Below are 24,759 nucleotides of genomic sequence, written 5' to 3'. Positions count from 1 at the left end.
CTTTTCGGCTGCCCCGGGTTATTTCAACGTCACATCCAGATAAACTGAATGCCGTCCATATGTCTCATAAAATGGTTTAAAAACCACGCCGTCGATGTTAAACCGGAGTTGTTGCGGATCGCCAATAATAGTCTTACTGATATCTCCTGCATCGAGGTTAAGCTTTCGCCAGTCTTTTCTTGCCTCAGGCTCTTGTGCGGCCAGCAATATTGGCCCGTAAAACAGACTGGCTATATTCTGTTGATCCATTACCGGATCCAGATGGAACTGGAAAGGCATCTGCAGTTCCACGGTATCGCCATCTTTCCATATGCGGCTGATTTTTAAATAACTGCCAGGTTGCGTTTGATGTTTTTGTATTTTCCCGTTAATTTTAACAAAAAAGCCTTTTGTAGCCCAGCCTGGTACACGTACATTGATATCAAATTTTCCATTGCCTTTAACAGTTAACCGCGTATGGTCTTCGTTTGGAAAATTGGTAGTTTGCACTATCCTTATCTTGCGTTCTGTCCAATCTAGCGTAGAAGGAATATACAGATTTACATAAAGCGACTGGTTATCCTTACTTTTAAAATAGATAGAATTTTGGAGCTTTGTACTGCTTTCTAGTGCAGTACCATTACAACAGGTAAATCCGGTCATATCTGCGTTGCCAAACTGTTTGATGGCGCCTGGCCTGAGTGGTACATGATACGTGTTTGCCGGACTGTTATCGGCTACAGAAGCGAGGATATGATTGTACAGTCCACGCTCGTAATAATCCATTAATTCTGCCCGCTGATCAAAGAGAAACAGATCTGCGGTTAATTTTAACATGTTGTATGTAGCACAGGTTTCATTTTGTCCGCCTTCAGAAAAACCATTTTCGTACAATGTAGCAGGCTGGGCAATAAAACATTCTGCATTCGCCGGATTACGTGCCCCCGCAACGCCACCAATACTGTACATATAATCATTCACCATCTTATACCAGAAATTATCTGCCACTTTGTAGTACTCCGGATTTTTAGACACACGGTACATTTCGATACTCCCTACAATCTGGGGGATATGTTGATTGGCGTGCAATCCACGGAAAAGATCAACGTTTTTTGCAAGTCCATGCGAATGGGCTGTATCACCATAAAATACTTTAATGTTATCAAATAACTGTGCTGTTTTCAGGTATTCAGATTTTCCTGTTAAACGGTACATACGGGCCATCGATTCATTCATTCCCCCAAACTCGCCGGCAATGTAGGTGTTCCACATTTTGATGAGTGTTTCCTGCGGGAGCTGATTCAATCGGGCATAAACCCAATCCCCCATATTCGTAGCAATTTCGAGTGCTTTTTTATTCCCGCTCACTTCATACACATCCATCAAACCGGCCAGAATTTTGTGCAGGGTATAGTATGGTGCCCAAACCTGATTCTTCTGTCCACCATATTTTGCGCCGTTTTCCAGCATAATAAATTGATCCGGCGGATAAGCACTGATAAATCCTTTTCCCCAGTTCCAATAATCATTACGAATACCAGCCAGACTAAGATCCGAATCAAAAGCGGGCTTTCCGGGACCGAATGGTATTGCTGAAGGATCTGAAACATAGGGATCTCCAGTTTTCCTGGGTTTACCCGATAATTGCGACAGTTCGTAAAGGGCATTCACCATATACTCCATCTTTTTAGAGAAATTTTCGTGAAGTTCCCTGTTGTATCCCGTTCCGGCATAAGCTTGTGCAATTGCCGTGAGATAGTGGCCTGTTGCATGTCCCCTTAATTTGGTCTCTTCACTGTCCCACACCCCCAGAGGTTTTGCGCCATTGGGCTGTTTCTGGCCGAAAGCATGCCTGAACATGTAGAGAAAGGAATTGGGATCAGTTTTAGCCAATGTGGTGATAAACTTGTCACGGTTTTCGATAAATTTAGTGCTATGGCCATGATCATCTGTTTTCAAAGAAACCTGATCCAAAGGAAAAACTTCAAGCTTTCGTGCCGCTATGGCCAACTTATTAGGTGCTTTGACGGTTATAAAGGCTTTTGGTTGAAAATCTGTTCCGGCAACACGACCGGTAACGGTATAGCGTCTGGCTTTTAAAGCGGCTGTATTATCCATGGCAGAAGGCCATAATACACGTACTTTGGGTCCTTTGATGCCACCGGAGTAAGTGCCTTGAACATCACTTGGCAACCTGGGCAAATTGCCCACAGTTGTTTCCACTTCCACATCCGAAACGTGGGTTAAAAAACTATTATAAAGCTGTTTCTGCGTTGCAGGGAACTTAGGAAGATCATCCTCTTTCTTGGCAGTGGTATTGACCTGACTTCCTTGTGATCCACCTTGAGCGTTATTGTAAATTCCAGCAACCTGTCTTTTGCTTAAGGGCACACGATAAATACGGAAATCATGTATCATTGCATTAAGGGGTGGGTTTTCCGGCGAGAGGGATTTTCCAATATAAAGCAGTTTTTTATCTGCCGGCCGCAGGCCAAATACTTCAGCTAAATCAAATGCGATATCTTTTGCTTCGCCTACAGGTTTTCCATCCAGATAGGTCATAATTGATTTTGACGGAAGGTCTATCACGATGGTAAGATGGACCCATTTATTAAGTCCGACAGCAGCAGAGACAGCGCCGTTTTGATTACTCTCTTTTGTAGTTACCAATGCCTGAAATCCTTCCTGTGTTCTGGTTCCTACAGGTGCCGCAAAAAAATGTTTAGTACCGTCTTTTCCAAAGTCAAAAAAATATTGACCGGGCTGCTTTGAACGCAGATATATCCATCCACATACACTAAGTGATTCTATATCTGTTAAAGCCTCTGATGGAACTGTTAAAAAGGAATTATTCTCGCCCGTAAGCGACAAAACTTTTCCAAAGCGGCTATCATTGATAAATTTGGCTTCGGTACCCTGAAATTTGCCCTGAAGATTATTTCTCGACCAATCTTTTACGTCTCCATTAAAAAGATAACGTGCACTTAACCCTGTTTCACCGATCCCATCCAGGATCTGGTCGCCGTTTTGTGCCTGTGCAACATTTACTATACCAATTGATGCGATAAATAAAAAGATTTTGCCTAACAGTACTTTGTATATTTTCATCTTTACAATTATAACTTAACTGCCAGATCTATTTATAAAATGAAATGTATTATAATAGCCTGGACCAATGGTTTGAATCCTTTTAAAAATTCTGCATAAAATTAGCATTCCCTCCAATGTTTCTATGGTTCTTTCTTATCCAGTTGGTGCAAGATATTAACATATATACAGAGGTTATTCTTGCAAGGCGAAATATACTGCAGGCTTAGCCTGTTTTACTGGAATTAAGCTTTCCGTTTACAAGGAGAAGGGATGCTCAAATATTTGGGAATTAATAAGAACAACTGTAACTGGTATCCAAAAAAAGCCTGCAGTGTGCAGGCTTTTTTTGGATACCAGGTTTTAGAGTCAGGATACTCCTAACGAACCGCCTTAAAGACACGGTTCCCGTTCTTATTGATCTTGGATGTGATCAGAGCAGATGCCTGCATTTCATCAAGATATTCTTTCAGTATATTGTCTTGCGCTGAAATAGCTTGTCATTAAAAAGCCAAAAATGACCTGTAAAATCCGGACGGGTTTTAATAACCTAACAAATCAGAAGAAGTCGGTATTCACCGTCATTTTCAATGGGTGCGCGATGTATACAGGGTAAAACTTTTTGTCCGGGATGATCTACTGCTAATTTCCATACATCGCCAAGCCCTAAATTTATTGGCTTGGCATTGGGTTTAGGTTGATAATGCAGATCGAAATAATTCTCCTTTAAGAATGTTTCAAATTCCTCTTCTTTACCATTGTGTAATTCTTTAAGCTTTTCCCGGATTTCAGGGAGCAAGATTTTTTGTATCGCCTGCTCATTAGGCAGGATGTCACTTGCAGTACCATGATACGTGCATAAAAAAGTATGGGTAGCTATTGGTGAACGATCTACGTGATAAGAATATACATCTGTTGAAATGAAGTCTAACTCCTCATCCCGTTCATAACTTTTAAGTAAATTGAGTGAGGGAGAGGCTCCGAAATCAGTTAATAACTGTAGATCATTTAAAATAATCTCTCTTGCTAAATGCCCTTGTACTGTTAATTGAAGAGATAAAAGATCTTCAGTGTAAACCTCGGTAATGCACTCTTTTAGTTCAAGTTTAGACACAATTTCTTTAAAATCACCATTCAAATTTCTGCGCCAACAGATCGCATTCGTAGCCATTTGAAAATTGGTGTTTATAAGTTCAGAAAAATTAGAAACCATCTGAATTTGATTGTAATCAGAAAAAGTATTGTCCATGTATTTGCAAGAATGTTAACTGATTTGGATGTAAAAGTAATGAACAAGTGGACTAAAAAGGCTATCTTTTTTCTTTAAATGCCTTTTTTCGAAAATCAATGGTTATTTAAAACAGATTTCAGCTTATATAATCTGGGTGAGGATTTACAGATTACGCCTTTTTTATCCTGCCAGATTAAAGAAGAGTACTGTTCTTGCGTCAATAATCTAATATATGGGGTGCGTTTTTTACCTGAAATGGCCATTCCTTCTTTATTTTGGCCTTAATGAAATATACGGCGGCACCAATCAATGTTGCAGCGATTCCGCCGAGTACCATGATGTAGCCAGTAGATATCAAAATAAAAAACCACATCAGAATAGCCAGATAAACCGGAAGCGGAAAGAAGGGCATTTTGAAAGGGAAGCCGATATTCTTTCTTTTTCGTCTGAGGAGAATCAGCCCAATGGCCTGTGCAATAAACTGGACGAGGATCCGCATGGCCAATATCGCGCTGATCACATCACTGAGTCTAAAGAGCAAGCTAAATACAAACGCAACTGCTCCAATAAACAACAGGGAAATATAAGGGAAGTTCCCTTTTGGATGGAGCTTTGCAAAAACGGGAAAGAATGCGCCGTCTGCTGCGGCTGCATAGGGCACCCTGCTATAACCCAATGTTGCTGAAAATACAGAAGCAAATGCAACGATAAGTACAAGGCAGGTAACCGCCCTCGCTGCCAGAGGACCTGCTAGTTTCAGCATAAAAGCACTGATTACAAATTTACTCTCCTTTGCTTCATTCCAGGGGATTACGCTCACCACGCTAATGTTCATCATGAGGTAAAGCAGCGTAATTCCGATAATAGAAAGGAACATACTTCTGGGGATATTCTTTGAGGGATTAACGATCTCTCCGCCCAAATGGCATACATTATAGTACCCAAGATAACTGTATACACTTTTCACACTGGCAAAACCAATAGCGGTTACAAATGCATAGTTTACTGATAGGCCATCATTGATATGCCGGATGGGGCCAAGGAAATTTCCATGGGCAATACCGCCACCGATAATCCAGAAAAGCGTTAATATCACAGCTGTCCACATCACGATACTAATCTTTCCAATAGCCTCAATTTTTCGGTAAAGTAATACAACAATGAGCACTACAACAGTTCCACTTAGCACCTTTGACCAAAGTAAGGTTAAAGGAAACAGATACGAAAAGTAATAGGCAAAACCTATGGAGGCAGAAGCGATGACCAGTGGCGCCTGTATCATGGTCTGCCATACAAAAAGAAAACTCATCAATTTTCCAAGTTTCTCCTTCCCGAAGGTTTCCTTTAAGAAGTTATACGATCCACCGGCCATTGGAAAGGCCGCACCCAATTCGCTCCACACCATGGCATCTATCATCGAAAGAAAGGCTCCCGCAACCCAGGCGTATAAGAAAAATGGTCCGTTCATCATCCCGATTACCATCGGCAGGGTAATGAATGGGCCTATGCCGACCATATCGGTCATATTTATCGATGTGGCATGGATGAGCTTTAAACTCCTTTTTTGTGTGCTGTCGGGCATTTTTTTCCTATTAAAGGGAGGCGTTTAGATTAACGGGGGTGAATATATTATAAATCAAGTTGCTTTTGTAGGTAGATAAGTGAAAATGACGGCGAATAGACCAATATTTCAAGATTCTGTTAAATTCCTTGCGGAATCTGTCAGGAAGTGAGATGATTGGCTTTAGGTATGAATGTGTTATGTTTCCATAGCCTTCTAAAAAAACTCCACCATATTTAGGTTCTTTTATGGTTGCGCTCTTAGACATCTGGAAAATTTTGTAAGTTGCATAAACCATTTTAATCACGAACTATTAGCGCCCTCCATGAAACACTATTCCTATTTGCCTATTGCTATAATCTTTTTATTTGCCCAAAGTTGTCAGGAAAATAATGGCCCCTTGGAATATGATTTGGTGAATCTGGGGGCTACAATAAAATTACCCAATAACTACCGGTTAGTGAATAAAGAAAGACTGGATAGGGTACTTGCAAAAAAGGAGGATGAACAGTTTAAGAATGAACTGTTAGCGATGATTCACAAAAAGAGAAACATTGAGCTACTAGTTGACACGTTAAACCCATATAAATTCATTCTCTTCACCAAAAAAGTGCCTTATACCAAAGTAGATACAATCTCAATGTATGTTCTGCTCGATAACGAACGAAAAAAATCGAGTTCAGGACCAGAGGTAAATGATTCTACTTATTTTGTGGGCGCAAGGATCGATAGCACTTCAAGCTTTAAGTTTATTGAATTCAAATACACAAGAAAATCTGGCAATAAACATCGTACTGGTTATACTTTTATGATTTCGAATAACACACATACATCTGGAATTAGCTTTTTTAGCCCTGAAGAGCAGGATGTTAGAAAGTACCTGAAGACAATTGCCAAAAAGAAAAAGTAATCATAGAATTAATATTAATACGCTTATTCTACTTTTTGATATTCCAGGGTACCTGTTTTATCATTGCTGATTGTCCGCTTTTTACTATCAAAATAATCTACAGAAAATGGAATAGAAATAATGCTGATTTTCACGGTTAAGGTTTTATTATCATCTGATAATTTCCATTTTCCTTTGCGCGAGCTACTGCCATTAATGCCCTGGAATACGCCGCCATCCTGAAAAACCTGATAAACATCGCTTGGTGCAGTTACCACGCCATCTTTGGTCTGTTTTACCAGCTTCCATTTTCCAATAAGTTCTTTTGAGGTTTGGGCTTGACAAACAAAAGCAGCCACACAAAATAAAAAGGTAATTACGAGTTTCATAGTTGTTCTTTTGAAACTAAGTTAGGCATTTCAATAGGAAAAAAGAGCTACTTATCGGTTTTTTTGCCCATCCAGCCCAGGTGTGTGTGTTTAAAATCATCATTAAACTTTAGTCCGTAACCCAGCATGCGGTCGAATGAAGAATGGGCGAAGAGCAGGATGCCTATACTGATCAACATATTTGCAGTGCTTAGTAATCCAATTGCCACGATGATTAAAGCTATTGCACGATGATGAAAGAGGTTATAGGTATAAGCGCCAACTTTGGTATTGATCAGATAACCCAGCATAGAAATATCCGGACTAAAGAACAATAATGCCCATGCCCAAATGGGAAACCCCATACTGAATTTTGATAAAAAATATATAGAAATGACGGTAATGGCCGCTTCTTCGATTTTAATGGCTGTTTTCATAAATCAAAGGTATATGCCGAAATAAGCCTTTGCGCTTGATAAAAATCAAGAAATCATCTTTTTCCTGATGCGGCTGAAAGTTTCTGGGGTCATGCCCAGCATAGAAGCCAGGTATTGTAAGGGTACCTGATTGAAGAGCTCGCGGTGTTGATCGAAAAGTTTGGTGTAACGTTCTTCAGCTGATAGGGAGATGAGGTCAAAAATCCTGCTTTCCATCACCACAAAACACTTACTGATAAACATTTTTTCAAATTCGTTCCATTTTGGTACAAGTTTCCCGAGTTCGAGATACTGCGAACGTGTTATCGTGAAAACCATAGTTTCGGTGAGGGCCTGTATATTAAATCTTGCCGGCTGTCCGAAAAGGAATGAGGAAATATCGGTCATGAAATAACCTGATGTACCGATCCATTGTGTTACCTCACGGTTGGGTTGGGTAACGAACACCCTGAGCATACCCGCACTGATAAAACTCATTTTTTCACATCGGCCACCTGCTTTTTGCCAGTATGCCCCTTTGTCAAGCTTTTCGATCTTAAACAGATCGGCTACTTTTCTGCAATCTTCCGGATCGATGCTAAAATAATGTTGGATGTAGTTTTCCAGTTCGTTCATGATCCAAAGTTAATCTTTAACTGTTAAAATCCGTTTTTAGCAGCATGAGGCCAAATGGTTTTTCAATCTGTTAAAAAGCAAAAACCCATTAATACCGATTTTTATCTATTTTTGACAAAAAAAAGAATATGCCATTCAGCGCTCTGGGCTTATCGCCAGATTTAATAAAAATACTATCACAACAGCATTTCAATACACCTACGCCTATACAGCAGACTGCCATACCAGCCATATTAAATAAAAAAGACGTTTTAGGTATTGCTAAAACAGGCTCCGGGAAAACGGCCAGTTACGTTTTACCCATATTGATGAACCTGCAGCAAACACAGGTGCTAAAAAACAGGCATGTTAATGTACTGGTATTGGTGCCCACCCGCGAACTGGCGGAGCAGGTAAAAGATGTTTTCAAAACTTTTAGTCCAGGACTTCCGGTACCTGTTAAAACCTTGGCCGTTTATGGCGGTGTTTCCATTAATCCCCAGATGACTGCCCTTCAAAACGTAAATGTGCTTGTGGCCACCCCCGGAAGACTGTTGGAGCTCGTGGATGCAAATGCTGTACATTTATCCAGTATAGAGACTTTGGTGCTCGATGAGGCCGATAAGATGCTTAATCTGGGTTTTAAGGAGGAAGTAGATAAAATTATTGCTCTTTTACCCGGGAAGCGTCAAAACATATTATTGTCTGCAACTTTAAATGAAGATCTTCAGCTGATCCATCAGGTACTGCTCCATGATCCGCTGGTGATTAAAATTGAAAGCCGGGAAGATACACTTGAACAGATTAATCAGGTGGCCTACATCGTTTCGGCGGTGAAGAAAGGCCCGTTTTTACGTGATCTGATCCGTCGCCATGAAATGAAACAGGTGTTGATATTTGCATCGTCTGTTCACACTGCCGATGCTATTGTAAACAAACTCCGTAAAAATAATTTTGATGCAAAGGCGATCCACAGCAAAAAAAGCCAGGGGGCAAGAAACGAAGCTTTATATCTTTTTAAATCAGGTAAACTCAGGATATTGGTGGCCACAGATTTAATGGGGCGGGGCATTGATATCGACCAGCTTCCTTTTGTGATTAATTACGAATTGCCCCGATCGCCTAAAGATTATATCCACCGTATCGGCAGAACTGGCCGTGCAGAGAGTATAGGCGAAGCCATTTCTTTGGTAAGTCCTGATGAACTTCATCATTTTGAGGTGATACAAAAGAAAATGGGCAAGGAGGTCAAATTAATAGATAGCGAAAATATGAATCACTAATTGCTGCAAGTACTTTCATTCTACTGGATATTTTCCGCTTAATGGATATTATTTCAGCCCATCTTTGCTGCATTTAAAACGGATCAACTCCCATGATTTGACAGATGTAGTGTTGTCATAATTGGCATAGGGCAGAAGCCTCAAATGGCATTTTAGCTCAATCTCCTGCTTTATATTGTTCCTTAGGTTGCATGGCTCAAACCAAAAATACCTGGCAATACCCCATGCCCATGCTGCTTTCCGAAAGGGATACCATTTCGCTCATTATGGTTAATTCTAATTGCTGATCATCAATTATTGCTGTTGTATTCGAAACTTTGATACAAATCGACAAAAAGTTGAACAGATATTAATAGCGGTATTCCTTTACTTTGATTTCAATTAACCAAATAACAAACCTTACCGCAAATTTCTTCAAGCAGCAACACTATGCTTTTGCGGTTTTAATACTTTTTATGAGAAACAAATTATTTATTTCAGACGATTGATCCTCCATAATTTATCTAAACCAATTAAATAAGGGAAATTAACTAAAACGATGCTATGCTCAATAAATACTTATCCGTCCTAAATACATACCCCGTACCAGAATAAGCAAATCCGTAATTAGCCCCCAAACAAAAAGCTAAAAAATGAGACCTATAACGGTAATATAACGCTGAGTTTAGTGGCGCATTCAGATGGCTGTTTGCAGCGGATCTGATGTTATTGCGGACCAAGATTGTTGGTGTCAATTGTAAAACGATTTACTGATTATTTTATCTAAACACCAATAACTAAAGCAAAACAGTTTAGGACATCCTTTACGATATTTCCGGTTTACAGGTAGACCAATAATGTTTCCTGCAAAAAGATGAGGGCTCTAAGCAGAGCACTGGTCGGCGTGACGATTATCACGCCGAAGGACATTGCTATGCCCATTCCTTAGGAAATATGGTTTGATGGTGTCAGTTTAGCCGTATTGGAGTCCTGCCATTTCGAAAATAATACAGCAACCAGTATTGGTGATAAGCCCGAGCGGGGAAAGAAATAATAAAATCCAATGTAACCCGGCTATAGCCGGATAAAAGCAATACGTATATGAAAATTAAAAACAAGGTTAAAACCAGACGCTGGCAAATCCGTTGGATGCTGCTCGGGTTGATTGCGCTTTCCTTAACACATTGTAAACAGGATGAGTTGCCACAAGAAGCTGCTTACGATCCGTCTAAACCGGTCACTGTTAGCGACTTCTATCCTAAGGAAGGCAGTGTAGGAAACAACCTGGTGATATATGGTGAGAATTTCGGAAACGATCTTTCCAAAATAAAAGTAATGATCGGAGGAAAACCGGCCAAAGTGATCAGCGTAAAAAATAATGCCATTTATTGCATCATTCCGGAGAAAGCCTATGCCGGAGACATTGTCGTGAGTGTTCTTGGCGATAACAAGGAAGAACTTGCGCATGGCGCATCAAAACAAGCATTTTCATATACCAGAAAATTGCTTGTTTCCACTTTCCTGGGCAAATATTATCAGGTGCCTACAAGTTTTGAAGAAAAGGAAGGTCCGTTTAATGATTGTGGTGCATTTAAAGGGATTCTGTGGCTCACCTTTGATCCCAAAAACTACAACCACTTGTATTTTTCGGCCGATGTAAACAGTTGCCGTTTGATTGATTTTGAGAAACAGTTTGTCAGTTACTTCAGAACGGATCTCGACAGGGTATCGATATTAAACTGGAGAATTGATGGAGATCAAGACATGATTGTTTCGCATAACCACTCCAGCGATACCAAAAACGGCAATTATTTGTTCACCCGTGAGTCGAATTTTATTCAGAAAAAAGCTATTGAGGTTTATGCCAGAGGGGTAAACGGTACGATCGTTCATCCGCAAAACGGGGAGTTATACTATTCGCGTTATAGAGCGGGTGATATCCGCAGGTATGATTTTAATACCAAGGAAGACAAACTGGTGTTCTCTAATCCCTATAGTGCAGTGGCCGTTTACATGGTGATGCACCCTTCAGGAGACTATGCCTATCTGGTCGAATTTGAAAAACATTTTATCATGCGCACCGATTACGACCGGGAAAAGAAAACCTTTAAAACCCCATATACCATCTGCGGAGCAGCAGGTACTTCAGGTTATGCCGACGGAATTGGCACAAACGCCCGTTTAAACAATCCTGTGCAAGGCGTATTTGTGAAAAATCCGGATTATGAAACAGCAGGGGGAGATCAGTACGATTTCTATTTCTGCGATAAGGCCAACCATGCCATTCGCATTTTGACCCCACAGGGTAGAGTGAGCACATTCGCCGGTCGCGGGAACAATGGTACAAGCGGTTATGCAGATGGCGATTTACGTACGGAAGCCCGTTTCAACAATCCGCAGGCCATAGCCTATGATGAAACCAAGAAAGTTTTTTATATCGGTGATACGGGCAACTGGCTTATCCGCAAAATAGCTAAAGAAGAATAACAGATGAAGACCTACTATATAACGATGAGATTTATTTTACTAACATGCATGGTTTTCCTGGCGATTTCCTTTGATGTCCTGGCTCAGGATGTAATCGTTAAGGGAGTGGTAACCGATGAAAAAAAACTACCCATTCCGGGAGTAAGCATATCGATCAGTAATTTGCCTGGTTTGGGTGCCATTACTGATGGAGATGGAAAATATAGCATCAAGATGCCTCCCTATCAAACATTGGTATTTACCTATGTTGGATATGAAAAGAAAGAAGTACTGGTGAAAGAACAAAGGATTGTGAATGTCACCCTAAAAGAATCAGACGCCAGCGTACTAAATGAGGTTGTGGTAACTGCCACCGGGGGTGAAAGAAAAATAGCCATTACCGGAGCCATTACAACGGTAAACGTTGATCGGTTGAAGTCGAACCCTTCCACTTCCATGGCAGATGCATTGGCCGGGGTTGTGCCAGGTATTCAGGCTATGCAAACTTCGGGACGTCCGGGCAGCATCTCTGAATTTTGGGTGCGTAGTATCTCTACCTTCGGGGCCAGCAATGCGGCTTTGGTATTGATTGACGGTTTTGAACGGGATATGAATGAAATCAATGTTGAAGATGTAGAATCCTTTTCTGTATTGAAAGATGCTTCTGCAACCGCAATGTATGGCAGTAGGGGCGCCAATGGTGTGATCCTGATCAAGACCAAACGGGGCAAGGAGGGGAAAGTGAATATTAATGCCAAAGTAGAAGGCTTTTACAATACCCTTACCAAACTTCCCGAATTTGTTGACGGATACCAATATGCCTCTATGGCCAATGAGGCAAAGGTTGCCCGAAATCAACAGCCTCTTTTTTCGAACACAGAACTTGAAGTACTGCGCCTCGGACTGGATCCTGACCTGTTCCCTAATGTAAACTGGATGGATGTGGTATTGCGCGACGCCGCAAAAAGTCAGCGTAGTATCCTGAACTTGAGTGGGGGTGGAAAAACTGCCCGTTATTATCTGTCAGGAAGTTACCAGAACCAGCAGGGCATGTACAAGGTAGATGATGCCCTTGGAGATTATAATACCAATGCCAATTTCAACAAATATACATATCGTTTGAGTGTAGATATGGATATCACCAAATCTACCCTATTAACCGTAGGCGTGTCGGGGTCACTGCGAAAACAAAATGACCCTGGAGTAGGCACTAATGCGATATGGACTGCGCTGATGGGCTATAATGCGATCACCTCGCCAATCCGGTATTCGGATGGAAAGATCCCGGCCAGTGATGATGGCGATAATGATCCGAATAACGACATGGACCGATTCAATCCCCTGGTTCAGGGAACCATGACGGGTTATAATGAAAGCTGGAGCAATAACATACAGACCACTTTAAATTTAGATCAGAAGTTAGATTTTATTACCAAAGGTCTGCGGTTTATCGGCCGCTTTGGCTATGATACTTATAACAATAATTATATCAAGCGGTATAAGTTTCCTGAGCTATGGAGCGCCAATCGTTACCGCGACACTGCAGGAAATCTAGTGTTTAAACGCATAAAGGAAGAACAAAAGATGACCCAGACTTCAGGTTCGGATGGCGATAAACGCGAGTTTTTTGAATGGGAGACGCATTATAACAACAATATCGGCGCGCATAATTTCGGCGGGGTTCTAAAATATAGCCAGAATTCAAAGGTATTTACCCAGAATATTGGTACAGATCTTAAAAATGGAATTGCACGCCGGAACCAGGGCTTGGCAGGGCGTGTTAATTATAACTGGAACTCACGTTATTATGTTGATTTTAATTTTGGCTACACCGGTTCTGAGAATTTTCATAAGGATTACCGTTTTGGATTCTTCCCGGCCATTTCGGGTGCTTGGAATATAGGAGAAGAGCCGATCGTGAAGAAACTGGGATGGGTAGACATGTTTAAAGTCCGCTATTCGTACGGAAAAACCGGAAACGACAACCTGGGCGACATCAGATTTCCTTATCTGTACACGTTAGAGCAATTTTACCAAAAGGATGCCAACGGAAATATTCAATACTATTCTGATGGAACCCCGATAGGTGTGGGAGGCTATCAGTTTGGCGATTATGAATCTTCAGCGCGTCCATGGGGTGGTTTGGGTTTCACTTCGGTAGCCTCACCAAATGTAACCTGGGAGATTGCTACCAAACAGGATTTGGGTATCGACTACTCGTTCTTCCATGATAAGTTTAGCGGGGCGGTAGACTACTTTACCGAACGCCGGGAAGGAATTTATATGAGCCGTAATTTTTTGCCAGGATATGTGGGCCTCGAAAACAATCCTTCTGCTAACGTGGGTGAAGTAAAAGCACATGGATTTGATGGGAATTTTACATTCAAACAAAAGATCGCTGGTGTAGATCTGACCCTGCGTGGCAATGCCACTTATAGCAAGAGTGAGATTCTGGAAAGAGATGAAGAGAATACAATTTACGGCTATAAGCTTCAGGAAGGACATCGCGTAGACCAGGCAAGAGGATTGGTGGACTTAGGTCTGTTCAAAGATTACGATGATATCCGCAACAGTGCCAGACAATCATTCGGAGAGGTAATGCCCGGCGATATCAAATACAAAGACATCAATGGCGACGGGATTATTGACGATAATGATATTGTGGCTATCGGTGCTACCACCCGGCCGAACCTTACTTATGGATTTGGTCTTTCAGCAAGCTGGAAAGGGCTGGATATCAATGTCCATTTCCAGGGAATAGGAAAGTCGACTTATTTTATTAATGGTTCTTCGGTTTACATGTTCAGTTTGGGTCAGAACTGGGGAAATATCCTCAATGATATCGCAGACAGTAACCGTTGGACGTTAGGCACCAATGAAGATCCGAATGCAGATTATCCCCGCCTGACCTATGGGCCAAACGCTAATAATTACCGTGCATCTACATACTGGCTCAGGGATGGCTCTTATCTGCGTTTAAAGACCTTGGATGTGGGTTATTCCTTACCAAAAAGCCTGGTGAACAAGGCCCATCTCAATAACGTCCGTTTCTTTTTAATCGGCACCAACTTATTTACATTCAGCAAATTTAAGCTATGGGATCCGGAGCTTGGAAACTCAACCGGAAAAGTTTATCCGCTTAGCAAAACATTATCGTTAGGGGTATCAGTTAACTTATAAGCAATGAAGAACATGAAAAAAATATTGATCGTTTTAACCTTTACGGGCGCTGTATTAATTATCGGCGGATGTAAAAAATTTCTCGATTCGGATTATCTCTTTGATGAACGGTTGACCACAGAGGAGGTTTTTACCAACTCGGATTATGCGAACCGCTGGTTAGCAAAGGCTTATTCCTATCTGGGCAGTAATTATCTGCAGGATGTGAGCAGTAAAAAATCCATACCTTTTAATTTTGCAGACGATATGTATTACGGCGATGAAAGTGACGGATACAAAAGATGGAAAAACGGACAATATACCGAAAATGGGATAAATGGCGAAAGCAAGGAGATATGGAACACTGCATATAAAGGGATCCGACAGGCTTCTATTTTCATCAACAGTATTGATATAAATACCACGTTTACCAAAATTGAGATTGAAAACCTCAAAGGGCAGGCCCGGTTTTTAAGGGCTTATTATTATTGGATACTGTTGCGTACCTATGGGCCAGTGCCTATTATACCAGATGAAGGTATCGACTATACCAAAGAGTATGATGATATTGCGCAGCCCCGCAATAGCTATGAAGAATGTGCGGTTTATCTTTCAAACGAACTGGTAGAAGCCGCAAAAGGACTATCGCCCCAGCAAGGGATCCAGCAGATTGCCCGCCCAACCCGCGGCGCGGCTTTGGCCCTTCGTGCCAGGATATTGTTGTACGCAGCAAGTCCGCTTGCCAACGGAAAAGCGCCTGCTGAAGTAGCTGCGGCATTGGTAACGAAAGATGGGAAACCGCTGCTTTCCCGTAGTTATGATGAATCCAAATGGGCCAGGGCTGCTGCCGCTGCAAAAGATGTGATGGATCTTGGTCAATATCGTTTGTATGTTGCTTTTAAGAAAACGACAGGCGATGCTGCTTACCCTGCGACTGTTACTCCTCCATTCGACAATAATTTTTCCAATAGCGCCTGGCCTTCGGGCTGGAGCGACATCGATCCTTATGAATCGTACCGTGCTTTGTTTAACGGAACAGTTCCTGCTTACCAAAATCCGGAACTGATTTTTACGCGTGGCCAGAATCAGGGTGGTGAGGGTATAAATGTTTTGGTGGTACATCAACTGCCGCGACTGGAGGGAAAAGGTTATAATTCGCATGGTATGACCCAAAAACAGGTTGATGCGTATTCCATGAACGACGGTAGCGATATACCAGGCATGAACAGCATGTATGCCGGCAGACAGGGATATGAAGGCCGGTATAATACCCAACCACGGACAACAGGTTTTGTAACACAAGAAGAACTGGCCAAATACCCAGAGTTAGGTCCATTGGGCATTGGAGTAAATAAACAGTTTGTTCAGCGCGAACCCCGTTTTTATGCGTCAGTATCGTATAATGGCTCTACATGGAATCTTCTAAATGCTGAAAGCGTGAGAGATGAGAAGAGTAATGTTCAGATATTCTATTACAGAGGCGATCCGAATGGTTATAAAAATACGACCTATTGGCCACGTACGGGGGTGGGCATTAAAAAATATGTCCATCCCGATGATATCAGTAATGTGGCTGTTACGGCATACGATCAAAGCCGTATGAAACAAAAGGTTGATCCCGCCATCCGTTATGCAGAGGTGTTGCTGATCTATGCAGAAGCCTTAAATGAACTAAACGGATCTTATAATATCCCATCCTGGGATGGCAGCAAGACACATGCAATATCGCGGAATATCTCAGAAATGAAAAGGGGGATCCAGCCTATCCGCATCCGGGCAGGATTAGCTGATTATGCAGGTGATGTGTATGCTGATCCGAATAAATTCCGTATCAGGTTAAAAAGGGAGCGCCAGGTGGAGTTATTTGCCGAAGGACACCGATATTTCGATCTGCGCCGCTGGACCGATGCCCAGTCGGAAGAGTCGGCCCCGGTGTATGGATATAATGCTTATGCCACTAAAGATCAGGCTGCCCTTTTTCACAATGTAGTGGAAACGCCGTCATTACCATCCATTTTTACGCTTAAAATGTGGTTCTGGCCTATCCATTTTGATGAGTTAAGACGCAATAAATACCTGACACAAAACCCAGGCTGGACAAATCCTGAATAATTATAAATCTGCAAAAATGAAGAAGTATATATATAGTCTATTTTTATTGATAACAACAGCGGTATGCTTTGTTTCATGTAATGATGAATGGAAAGAGGAGCAATTTACTCAAATGGCATCATTTAAAACGGATCCAACGGCCCAGGGGGTAAGCTGGAGCTATCTACGTTATAATGCGACCGGAAAAGTAAGGTTCAATCTTCCGGTGATTATCAGTGGTTCTACGCCCAATCTTAAAAACCGTACCATACACCTTGGTTTAGACCCTGATACACTTGCCAGATTAAACCAGGAGCAATATGGCCACCGCCAGGAGCTTTATTTTAAACAGCTGGATCAGAAGTATTATACCATGCCCCAAACTATAGATGTCCCGGCTGGCGTAAGCACGGTTACCATACCGATCGATTTTACATTGGGAGATCTGGATCAATCTGATAAATGGGTATTGCCACTACAGATTTTAGATGATCCATCATATGATTATCAGGCCAACCCACATAAATATTATAGAAGGGCCATGTTGCGCATTACGCCATTTAACGATTACTCTGGCGAGTATGGCGGCACTTTGTACAAAATATATCTCGAAGGGGATACCGAACCTTTGACCTTAAATACCCACCGCACTTTTGTGGTGGATGAAAAAACCATTTTTCTATACGCCGGAATCAGGGACATAGACTATCTGGACCGTAAAAATTATAAGGTATTTATAAAGTTTACTGATCAGAATATAGATATTCAAAAGAAAAAACTGGAAATCTGGAGCGACAATACCGCAAATAATAAATTCAAAGTGGGGGCGGCTCAATCTTATTATACCAGGGATGAAGCATGGGACGCAAAGCTTCCTTACCTGAAACATATTTATACCACACTTTATTTATCCTACGAGTTTGAAGATTATACTACGGTGCCCGGCCAAAGGCTGAAATACAGGGTAGATGGGACATTATCGATGCAGCGCGACCTGAATACCTTAATTCCAGACCAGGATCAGCAGATTCAATGGTAAAGGAGATAATTAGATTGCACGTATGGGGCTGCCGGGAATTTTCCGACAGCCCTATCGTATTTTAATTGTTTTATGCCATTTGAGACAAATCGACAATAACTTGAACATATATTGCAGTAGCCATTGGTTTACTTTGGCAATAGAACCATTTATAAACTTATTCAACACATCGAATTACAAATGCAATAGCCAGCATTGAGGACCAATTTCTTTATCTCGCTTATTTAGCGCTTTATTGCCCGCAAAGCAGTCGTAAAAACTAAATCTTTAAACACATAAACAATTATTATAAATTAAATTCAATGAAAAACTACAGGTTAATTTACACATTATTACTAAGCCTTTTTGCCTTGAACCTGGCTCATGCACAAAATACCCTAAGCAAAAGTGAAAAAAAAGAAGGTTTCAAACTGCTTTGGAACGGTAAAGACGCGACGGGCTGGAGGGCTATATTTAAAGAACAGTTTCCGGCCAAGGGTTGGGAAATGAAAGATGGAATATTAACGGTACTGACCTCGAACGGACAGGAGCAGGGCTCTGGTGGCGACATTGTAACCCGGGATGAATATTCGGCCTTTATCTTAAAATTCGATTTCAAACTGAGCCCGGGTGCCAACAGTGGCATAAAGTATTTTGTAACCGAGCAGGAGAAAACCAATTTGTCGGGCATTGGATTAGAATTCCAGGTATTGGACGACGAAAAACATCCGGATGCGAAACTGGGCAAAAACGGCAACCGCAAACTGGGTTCTTTATATGATCTTATTCCTTCTAACAAACCAGTATCAGTTATTAAGCCGATTGGCGAATGGAACAGTGGAGAGGTTAAGGTTTACCCCAATAACCATGTTGAGCATTGGTTAAATGGCGTAAAAGTGCTTGAATATGAGCGCGGTTCAGATGCGTTTGAAAAACTGGTGGCTGGAAGTAAATACAAAACCTGGAAAAACTTTGGCGAAGCCAAACAAGGACACATCCTGATCCAGGATCACGGCAACAATGTTTCGTACAGAAACATTAAAATAAAAACACTTAAATAATACGTGTTATGGAAGAATCGAGAAGAGATTTTATAAAGAAGGCTGCAATTGCGGCAGCAGGAACCTATGTAGGTACTTTTGGGATGTCGGCCAAAAGTTATGCGAATATCATTGGTGCCAACGATCGGGTTAGGGTTGGAGTGGTCGGTTTTTCCGATCGCTTTAAGGATACACTATTTCCATGCTTTTTAAACCATAACAAAGAACTGAATTTTGATATTGTTGCACTTTCTGATTTATGGAACTACCGCCGTGAGCTGGGGGCTGATCATATCAAAAACAAGATCGGGCATGGCATTACTTCCTGTAAAAACAACGATGAACTTTATGCAATGAAAGATCTTGATGCCGTTATCATCAGCACGCCTGATTTTGCACATGCATCGCATGCCATCGAAGCCGTTAAAAACAAAAAAGATGTGTATTGCGAAAAACCTTTTGCCGAAACCATGGATGATGCCAATGCCGCATTAAAAGCCGTAAGGTCTTCGAAGCAGATTCTACAGATTGGTTCGCAACGGCGCAGTGGACAAAACTATCAGGCTGCTGCCGATTTTATCAAAGAAGGTAAATTTGGCGATATTACCATGGTAGAGTTGAGCTGGAATGTCAACCAGCCCGGCCGTTGGCGCCGTCCCGATCTTGTAGCCAGGTTGAAAGAACAGGATACCGATTGGAAACGCTTTTTGTTAAACCGCCCATACGAAGCCTTTGATCCAAGGATCTATCTCGAATACCGCCTTTTCTGGCCCTACTCCTCAGGCATGCCAGGGCAGTGGATGAGCCATCAGATCGATACCGTACATTGGTTTACCGGATTGTCTCACCCGCGAAGCGTGACCGCCAACGGTGGCATTTATCAATGGAAAGATGGTCGCCGCAATTGGGATACCACGACAGCTGTTTTTGATTATGGCCCGCTTAACGACATGACCAAAGGTTTCCAGGTGGTATTTACTTCCAGGATGCATAATGGTGATGAAAGACCGGCAGAAATCTATTATTCAAACGGAGGAGAATTAAACCTCATTACCAATACCATATCACCTCATGGAGGTTTAACGGCAAGAGCGGCAGCTGCAATGAAGATGAAGCCGAATCTTTTACCCGAAATCAAACTTGCTGCGCCATCTGCTGCTGCGGCATCGGCCAACACCGGTGCCGATGTGTTAAGTTCTAACCATATGCGCAACTGGCTGGAGTGTATCCGGAGCAGAAAGGAACCTAATGCCCCGGTAGAAGCAGGTTATATGCACTCTATTGCCAACATCATGACCAATGCTGCGGTGCGTACCGGAGGAAAAGCAACTTTTGATGCCACCCGTCAGCAGGTAATGGCAGAAGGAAAAATATTCAAATATTAACGCCTCTCAACTGATCAGGGATGCACTGGAGAAAATTCAGGCATCCCTGATCTTTTTTGATGATATTTTAGAAAAAATCAGCTTACTTTTTACTCCTCTTTCGTATCCCTGGCCAACGAATTCATATACTCCTGTGGCGTTACCTTAAAATACCTCAGGAAATTTTTATTGAACAGGCTTTGGGAGCTGTAACCCACCATCTTTGCAATCTCGAAGAAACTGAATTCGTTCTGGGCAATCAATTTGGTGGCTTTTTTAAGGCGGGTAACATCAATTAATTCTTTAGGCGATAGGGCCGAAATCGCCTTTATTTTGCGGTAAAGGGTAGGACGGCTCATGTGCATGTGCTCGGCTAGCTGGTCGATATCCAGATAAGGATCCTGGATATTTTTACGGACATATTCATCCAGCCTCTTTAAAAATGCTTCTTCTATTTTTGAATTGGCCACTACGCGCACATCTTCGAAGGGCGCATTTGCAAAATGGGCCTTGATTTTTAAACGGTTCTGCAGCAGATTAGCCACCTGAACCCGTAAGAGCTGCGGTGAAAATGGTTTTTTAATATAAAGATCGGCACCAACTTCCAGTCCTTCAATGTGGGCCTTATAGGTGTTTTTGGAAGTCAGCAGTATAATTGGGATGTGGCAATATTCTACGTTCGATTTGATCAGTCTGCAAAGTTCAAAACCATCAATCCCGGGCATCATAATATCTGAAATGATCAGATCTACGATCTCATTGTCCAGAATTTCCTGTGCTAACGCTCCATTAATGGCCAGGTGTAGTTTGTAAGTATTCCCGAAAACTTGTGTCAGGAACTCGAGGATATCCTCATTGTCATCAATAATTAGAATACTATCAGTCATATTATTTTATCTTTTTCCAACTGCTCAGCTTAAACTCGAATTTTTGGTGAATTGGTAAATTTAGCTCGAAAACCACCTTGTTAACGTTGCTTTCCAATAATTTTAGCGAACCATTATGCAATTCACTTAACGATTTCGCAAGCGAAAGGCCGATTCCCGTACCAGGTTTATCTTTGCCGTATAACCTGAAAAAGGGCTCGAATATCTGTGATTGGTATTGTTGTGGTATGCCTCTGCCATCGTTGGTAAAGGTAATGGTGAAGTGTCCGTTTGTTTGATCAGATGCAGTTAACTTTACATCCACTCTGCTCGCTCCGTATTTTATGGCGTTAGAAATCAGGTTATTGCAGATCTTTACCAAAGCTTCTCTATCCGCAAAGGCAATGATATGGTTTTTAGGCAGGTCAAGATTTAGAATGATATTGCTTTTTAGTGCCTCGGGTTTGAAAGCATCAATCTGCTCTTTTAAGAGGACATTGATATCGGTATTCACAAAATTTAAACCGAACTGATGCATTTCCGTTTTTCGGAAATCAAGCAACTGATTGGTGAGCTTAGCCAAACGGTTGGCGTTTTTTTCAACCATAAGCAAACTACTTTTAATAGGTTGGCCGTCAGCCTCTTCGATCATCATCTCTACCGGCCCCAAAATCAGGGTCAGCGGGGTTTGTATTTCGTGGGCGATGTTGGTGAAAAACTCGATTTTGGCCTCATAAATTTCCTTTTCCTTTTCGTGTTCAAACAGCTGTAACTTATTGAGGTTTTTTCGTTCGATGTAACGGTGGTAATAGCGTATCGCCAGAAAAAGCCATGTTGCAATCATCAGCAGGTAGCAAATGTATGCCGTAATACTTTTCCAAAAAGGTGGAAGGATTTTAATAAAAAGCCGACGCTCTTTACCTGTCCAGCTTCCCACATTGCTCTTTGCCCGCACCAGAAATGTGTAACTGCCGGGAGATAAATTGGTGAAATATGCCTTTCTATTGTTGCTGAGGTAGGTGGGCACCTGGTCTACACCTTCCATTTGGTATTCATACCTGGTCACCTCGGGTGAGGCATAATTAAGCGCAGCAAATTCGATATTAAAATTATTTTGGTCGTGCGCAAGCACTATAGTATCGGTGTAAGAAATGGATTTTGTTAACGGACTATTTTCGGTATTTGGAAAAACTTCCTGATTGTTGATCTGAAAGCCTGTAATGAAAGTTGGGGGAGCAATATCTTTCTGCTCAAAATCAGATGGCTTAAAAGAAATCATTCCCTTTACCGATCCAAAAAACATTTTGCCGTTCTGATCTTTATAGGCAGAGCTAAAATTGAACTGATCGGCTATCAATCCATTGGATTTGGTGTAAATCTTTATTTTTTCAGTACGTAAATCCAAGCATATCAGTCCTTTAAGTGAGCTTATCCACAGGCATTTCGAATCGTCTTCAAGCGCCCGGAACAGGATATTGGTGGGCAGGCCATTTTCGGTCGTAAATTTTTTTAGTACCTTCCTATCCGGGCTCAGCCTGATCAGGCCACTTCCCTGAGTGGTAAACCACATGGCATGGTTGCTGTCTTCCATGATACCGCAAACCGCGAAATGGCTTACATTTTTGTCTTTAATATCGTCGTCTAAGCTGATGTTGCCGTGCTCGCCTGTTTTGGGATGGTAATAAAATGCACCCCTTGTAAAGCTCCCTGTCCAGATGTAACCAAAACTGTCTTCGTATATGTCGTAAACGGATGAATTGGGAATCTGTTCGATCCGTTTAAATGTTCTGGCCTTTTGATTAAATACAAACAGTCCCGATCGGGTATTATAACCTGTACCTACATAAATGGTACTGTCTCTGGATACGTATATAGACAATACAAAATCGCTGGTCGCTTCATTTTTTTCAACAATAGTTTTAAACCGGTCGGTAACGGTTCCTTTTTTGATATCCATGATTTCCAGCCCATGAAGGAATGGGCCAATAAACAGTTGGTTATTGAATGCAAATAAGCCATGGATATTCGGGTAGGATACATCACCTTTGTTGCCTTTGGCGGTATAGTTGGTAAAAATGCCTGTTTTTAAATTTAATTTATTGATGCCTGCATCTTCGGTACCTATCCATAAATTGCCCTTTTCATCAGGACAAATCTCTCTTACTGCGTTTCCAGAAATGGAATTGCTCCCCAAAAGCGGGTAGTACTTTTCGAACCTTGCATTGCGCTTTGAATAGTAGCCCAATCCGCCAAAGTAAGTACCGGCCCACATCCCCCCCTCATTGTCTTTACAAATGGTATAAACGGCATTATCAGGGAGGGAGTAAGGATCGCCGGCTTTTTTACGGAGATTTTGGCTGGTATTGCTTGCCAGATCATAAATATAAATACCAGATTCTGTAGCGATCCAGTACTTCTGATTTTCTCCTTCGGTAATATCACGGACATAAATATCAGTATTATCACTATTGCGCAAGATCAGCGACTTAATCAGTCCAGTTTTGGTATCATAACTTTTTAGGCCTTGTTTAAAACAGCCTATCAATAGCTTGTTACCAGCAGCCGGAAATATTTTACTGATGGAGCGAAGGTTTACCGGAACATTCTGACTGATGATCCTGATACTTGTCTTCGATCTGTTTTGCGGATTATAAATTATTAATTGCCCGTCGTCATTGCCCATCAGAATGTTTCCCTGCGCATCAATGGCGATGCAGGAGGCCGAAATTTTCAGGTTCAGTACCTTGTTGCTGCGCTGAATATATTGATGCAATTCATTGTTGGCCAAAAAATACAGGTCGTTATGGTGATCGATTATAATGTGACTGATATAATTCTGTGGAGCCTTTTCGAGCGGCGTAAATACTTCATTGTAAGGATTGTATTTAATAAGGCCACGACCGGTTCCGATCCACAGCATACCCTGTTTGTCTTCAACAAGACTGATGATGATATTATTGCCAATATTCCCGAATTTGCTTTTTTCGTTTTTTAAGGTTTTAAAGGTATAACCATCAAAGCGGTTGAGTCCACCCCTGGTTCCAATCCAGATCAAACCTTTTTTGTCCTGAATAATAGCTTGTACCGAATTGTGGGCCAGGCCATCATCAGCCTGGTACTGTTTAAAATAATGAGATTGCCCATTGCAAGTCGGAGCCGCAAGAAAGGGAGCCAATAACAAAAGGAATAATATAAACCGTTTAATCATGAATATCAAATATATATAAATAGAATGTGCTGTGATCCATCGCTCAGCTCTTGCACCATTTTGTTACAGATCGGCTGTTTTGTTGGTTGTTGATTATCAGTTTGTTGTGTGTTAAGCTTTGGTTTTGATAGAATGATTT

At 41.6% G+C, this 24,759-nt stretch carries 16 protein-coding genes; 8 read left to right on the top strand and 8 right to left on the bottom strand.

The genetic code is table 11. The features are described from left to right. Positions 1-18 precede the first annotated feature (18 nt). The 3 genes from AC04Q1_RS03255 to AC04Q1_RS03245 form a co-directional block, all read right to left on the bottom strand. Complete coding sequence (locus AC04Q1_RS03255) at positions 19-3,087, bottom strand: beta-L-arabinofuranosidase domain-containing protein (RefSeq protein ID WP_478361761.1); 3,069 nt, start codon at positions 3,085-3,087, stop codon at positions 19-21. Between the two features lie 529 nt (positions 3,088-3,616). After that, positions 3,617-4,315, bottom strand: a complete 699-nt coding sequence (locus tag AC04Q1_RS03250) for a DUF1826 domain-containing protein (RefSeq protein ID WP_478361759.1) — start codon at positions 4,313-4,315, stop codon at positions 3,617-3,619. Positions 4,316-4,514: 199 nt separating this feature from the next. Beyond that, the gene (locus AC04Q1_RS03245) at positions 4,515-5,879 is read right to left on the bottom strand and encodes an APC family permease (RefSeq protein ID WP_478361758.1); all 1,365 of its coding nucleotides are present in this window, start codon (positions 5,877-5,879) and stop codon (positions 4,515-4,517) included. Positions 5,880-6,183: 304 nt separating this feature from the next. Between AC04Q1_RS03245 and AC04Q1_RS03240 the strand changes: the two genes are divergently transcribed. After that, positions 6,184-6,768 carry a hypothetical protein gene (locus tag AC04Q1_RS03240; RefSeq protein ID WP_478361756.1) on the top strand — a complete coding sequence of 195 codons (585 nt, stop codon included), beginning with the start codon at positions 6,184-6,186 and terminating at the stop codon, positions 6,766-6,768. Positions 6,769-6,791: 23 nt separating this feature from the next. Here the strand turns inward: AC04Q1_RS03240 and AC04Q1_RS03235 are convergent, their stop codons facing one another. Genes AC04Q1_RS03235 through AC04Q1_RS03225 form a run of 3 tightly spaced genes read right to left on the bottom strand, consistent with a single transcriptional unit; the run spans position 6,792 to position 8,167 of the window. Next, complete coding sequence (locus AC04Q1_RS03235; RefSeq protein WP_478361755.1) at positions 6,792-7,136, bottom strand: lipocalin-like domain-containing protein; 345 nt, start codon at positions 7,134-7,136, stop codon at positions 6,792-6,794. Positions 7,137-7,183: 47 nt separating this feature from the next. After that, the gene (locus AC04Q1_RS03230) at positions 7,184-7,552 is read right to left on the bottom strand and encodes a DUF4260 domain-containing protein (RefSeq protein WP_478361753.1); all 369 of its coding nucleotides are present in this window, start codon (positions 7,550-7,552) and stop codon (positions 7,184-7,186) included. A gap of 45 nt (positions 7,553-7,597) precedes the next feature. Next, on the bottom strand, positions 7,598-8,167 hold the full coding sequence (locus AC04Q1_RS03225) for a Crp/Fnr family transcriptional regulator (RefSeq protein WP_478361751.1): 570 nt from the start codon (positions 8,165-8,167) through the stop codon (positions 7,598-7,600). A 128-nt stretch (positions 8,168-8,295) separates the two neighbouring features. Between AC04Q1_RS03225 and AC04Q1_RS03220 the strand changes: the two genes are divergently transcribed. The 7 genes from AC04Q1_RS03220 to AC04Q1_RS03190 all read left to right on the top strand — a co-directional run bounded on the left by AC04Q1_RS03220 (position 8,296) and on the right by AC04Q1_RS03190 (position 20,567). Then, complete coding sequence (locus tag AC04Q1_RS03220) at positions 8,296-9,429, top strand: DEAD/DEAH box helicase (RefSeq protein WP_478361749.1); 1,134 nt, start codon at positions 8,296-8,298, stop codon at positions 9,427-9,429. A gap of 1,080 nt (positions 9,430-10,509) precedes the next feature. Then, positions 10,510-11,895: an IPT/TIG domain-containing protein gene (locus tag AC04Q1_RS03215; RefSeq protein WP_478361747.1), complete on the top strand. Its 1,386-nt coding sequence runs from the start codon at positions 10,510-10,512 to the stop codon at positions 11,893-11,895. A gap of 24 nt (positions 11,896-11,919) precedes the next feature. Next, positions 11,920-15,054 carry a SusC/RagA family TonB-linked outer membrane protein gene (locus AC04Q1_RS03210; protein ID WP_478361745.1) on the top strand — a complete coding sequence of 1,045 codons (3,135 nt, stop codon included), beginning with the start codon at positions 11,920-11,922 and terminating at the stop codon, positions 15,052-15,054. 12 nt (positions 15,055-15,066) lie between these two features. Beyond that, the gene (locus AC04Q1_RS03205; RefSeq protein ID WP_478361743.1) at positions 15,067-17,145 is read left to right on the top strand and encodes a RagB/SusD family nutrient uptake outer membrane protein; all 2,079 of its coding nucleotides are present in this window, start codon (positions 15,067-15,069) and stop codon (positions 17,143-17,145) included. Between the two features lie 16 nt (positions 17,146-17,161). Then, positions 17,162-18,163 (top strand): DUF4973 domain-containing protein, encoded by a 1,002-nt coding sequence (locus AC04Q1_RS03200; RefSeq protein WP_478361741.1) that lies wholly within the window; start codon positions 17,162-17,164, stop codon positions 18,161-18,163. Between the two features lie 302 nt (positions 18,164-18,465). Next, on the top strand, positions 18,466-19,203 hold the full coding sequence (locus AC04Q1_RS03195) for a 3-keto-disaccharide hydrolase (protein WP_478361739.1): 738 nt from the start codon (positions 18,466-18,468) through the stop codon (positions 19,201-19,203). Positions 19,204-19,211: 8 nt separating this feature from the next. Further along, complete coding sequence (locus tag AC04Q1_RS03190; protein ID WP_478361738.1) at positions 19,212-20,567, top strand: Gfo/Idh/MocA family protein; 1,356 nt, start codon at positions 19,212-19,214, stop codon at positions 20,565-20,567. Positions 20,568-20,656: 89 nt separating this feature from the next. Here the strand turns inward: AC04Q1_RS03190 and AC04Q1_RS03185 are convergent, their stop codons facing one another. Continuing rightward, entirely contained in the window at positions 20,657-21,433 is a 777-nt protein-coding gene (locus tag AC04Q1_RS03185; protein ID WP_478361736.1) for a response regulator transcription factor, read from the bottom strand. 1 nt (position 21,434) lies between these two features. Continuing rightward, the gene (locus AC04Q1_RS03180) at positions 21,435-24,620 is read right to left on the bottom strand and encodes a ligand-binding sensor domain-containing protein (RefSeq protein ID WP_478361734.1); all 3,186 of its coding nucleotides are present in this window, start codon (positions 24,618-24,620) and stop codon (positions 21,435-21,437) included. Between the last annotated feature and the right edge of the window lie 139 nt (positions 24,621-24,759).

It is taken from the genome of Pedobacter humicola (assembly GCF_056490705.1).
The sequence above is the reverse complement of the archived record's forward strand: the minus strand, read 5'-3'. Positions and strand labels throughout refer to the sequence as shown.

What these genes read in the sequence shown, in the direction of transcription:
- AC04Q1_RS03190 (WP_478361738.1), top strand. Translation starts at nt 19,212, where the DNA reads ATGGAAGAATCGAGAAGAGATTTTATAAAGAAGGCTGCAATTGCGGCA.
- AC04Q1_RS03210 (WP_478361745.1), top strand. Translation starts at nt 11,920, where the DNA reads ATGAGATTTATTTTACTAACATGCATGGTTTTCCTGGCGATTTCCTTT.
- AC04Q1_RS03245 (WP_478361758.1), bottom strand. Translation starts at nt 5,879, where the DNA reads ATGCCCGACAGCACACAAAAAAGGAGTTTAAAGCTCATCCATGCCACA.
- AC04Q1_RS03215 (WP_478361747.1), top strand. Translation starts at nt 10,510, where the DNA reads ATGAAAATTAAAAACAAGGTTAAAACCAGACGCTGGCAAATCCGTTGG.
- AC04Q1_RS03220 (WP_478361749.1), top strand. Translation starts at nt 8,296, where the DNA reads ATGCCATTCAGCGCTCTGGGCTTATCGCCAGATTTAATAAAAATACTA.
- AC04Q1_RS03185 (WP_478361736.1), bottom strand. Translation starts at nt 21,433, where the DNA reads ATGACTGATAGTATTCTAATTATTGATGACAATGAGGATATCCTCGAG.
- AC04Q1_RS03195 (WP_478361739.1), top strand. Translation starts at nt 18,466, where the DNA reads ATGAAAAACTACAGGTTAATTTACACATTATTACTAAGCCTTTTTGCC.
- AC04Q1_RS03205 (WP_478361743.1), top strand. Translation starts at nt 15,067, where the DNA reads ATGAAAAAAATATTGATCGTTTTAACCTTTACGGGCGCTGTATTAATT.
- AC04Q1_RS03235 (WP_478361755.1), bottom strand. Translation starts at nt 7,136, where the DNA reads ATGAAACTCGTAATTACCTTTTTATTTTGTGTGGCTGCTTTTGTTTGT.
- AC04Q1_RS03240 (WP_478361756.1), top strand. Translation starts at nt 6,184, where the DNA reads ATGAAACACTATTCCTATTTGCCTATTGCTATAATCTTTTTATTTGCC.
- AC04Q1_RS03225 (WP_478361751.1), bottom strand. Translation starts at nt 8,167, where the DNA reads ATGAACGAACTGGAAAACTACATCCAACATTATTTTAGCATCGATCCG.
- AC04Q1_RS03180 (WP_478361734.1), bottom strand. Translation starts at nt 24,620, where the DNA reads ATGATTAAACGGTTTATATTATTCCTTTTGTTATTGGCTCCCTTTCTT.
- AC04Q1_RS03230 (WP_478361753.1), bottom strand. Translation starts at nt 7,552, where the DNA reads ATGAAAACAGCCATTAAAATCGAAGAAGCGGCCATTACCGTCATTTCT.
- AC04Q1_RS03255 (WP_478361761.1), bottom strand. Translation starts at nt 3,087, where the DNA reads ATGAAAATATACAAAGTACTGTTAGGCAAAATCTTTTTATTTATCGCA.
- AC04Q1_RS03250 (WP_478361759.1), bottom strand. Translation starts at nt 4,315, where the DNA reads ATGGACAATACTTTTTCTGATTACAATCAAATTCAGATGGTTTCTAAT.
- AC04Q1_RS03200 (WP_478361741.1), top strand. Translation starts at nt 17,162, where the DNA reads ATGAAGAAGTATATATATAGTCTATTTTTATTGATAACAACAGCGGTA.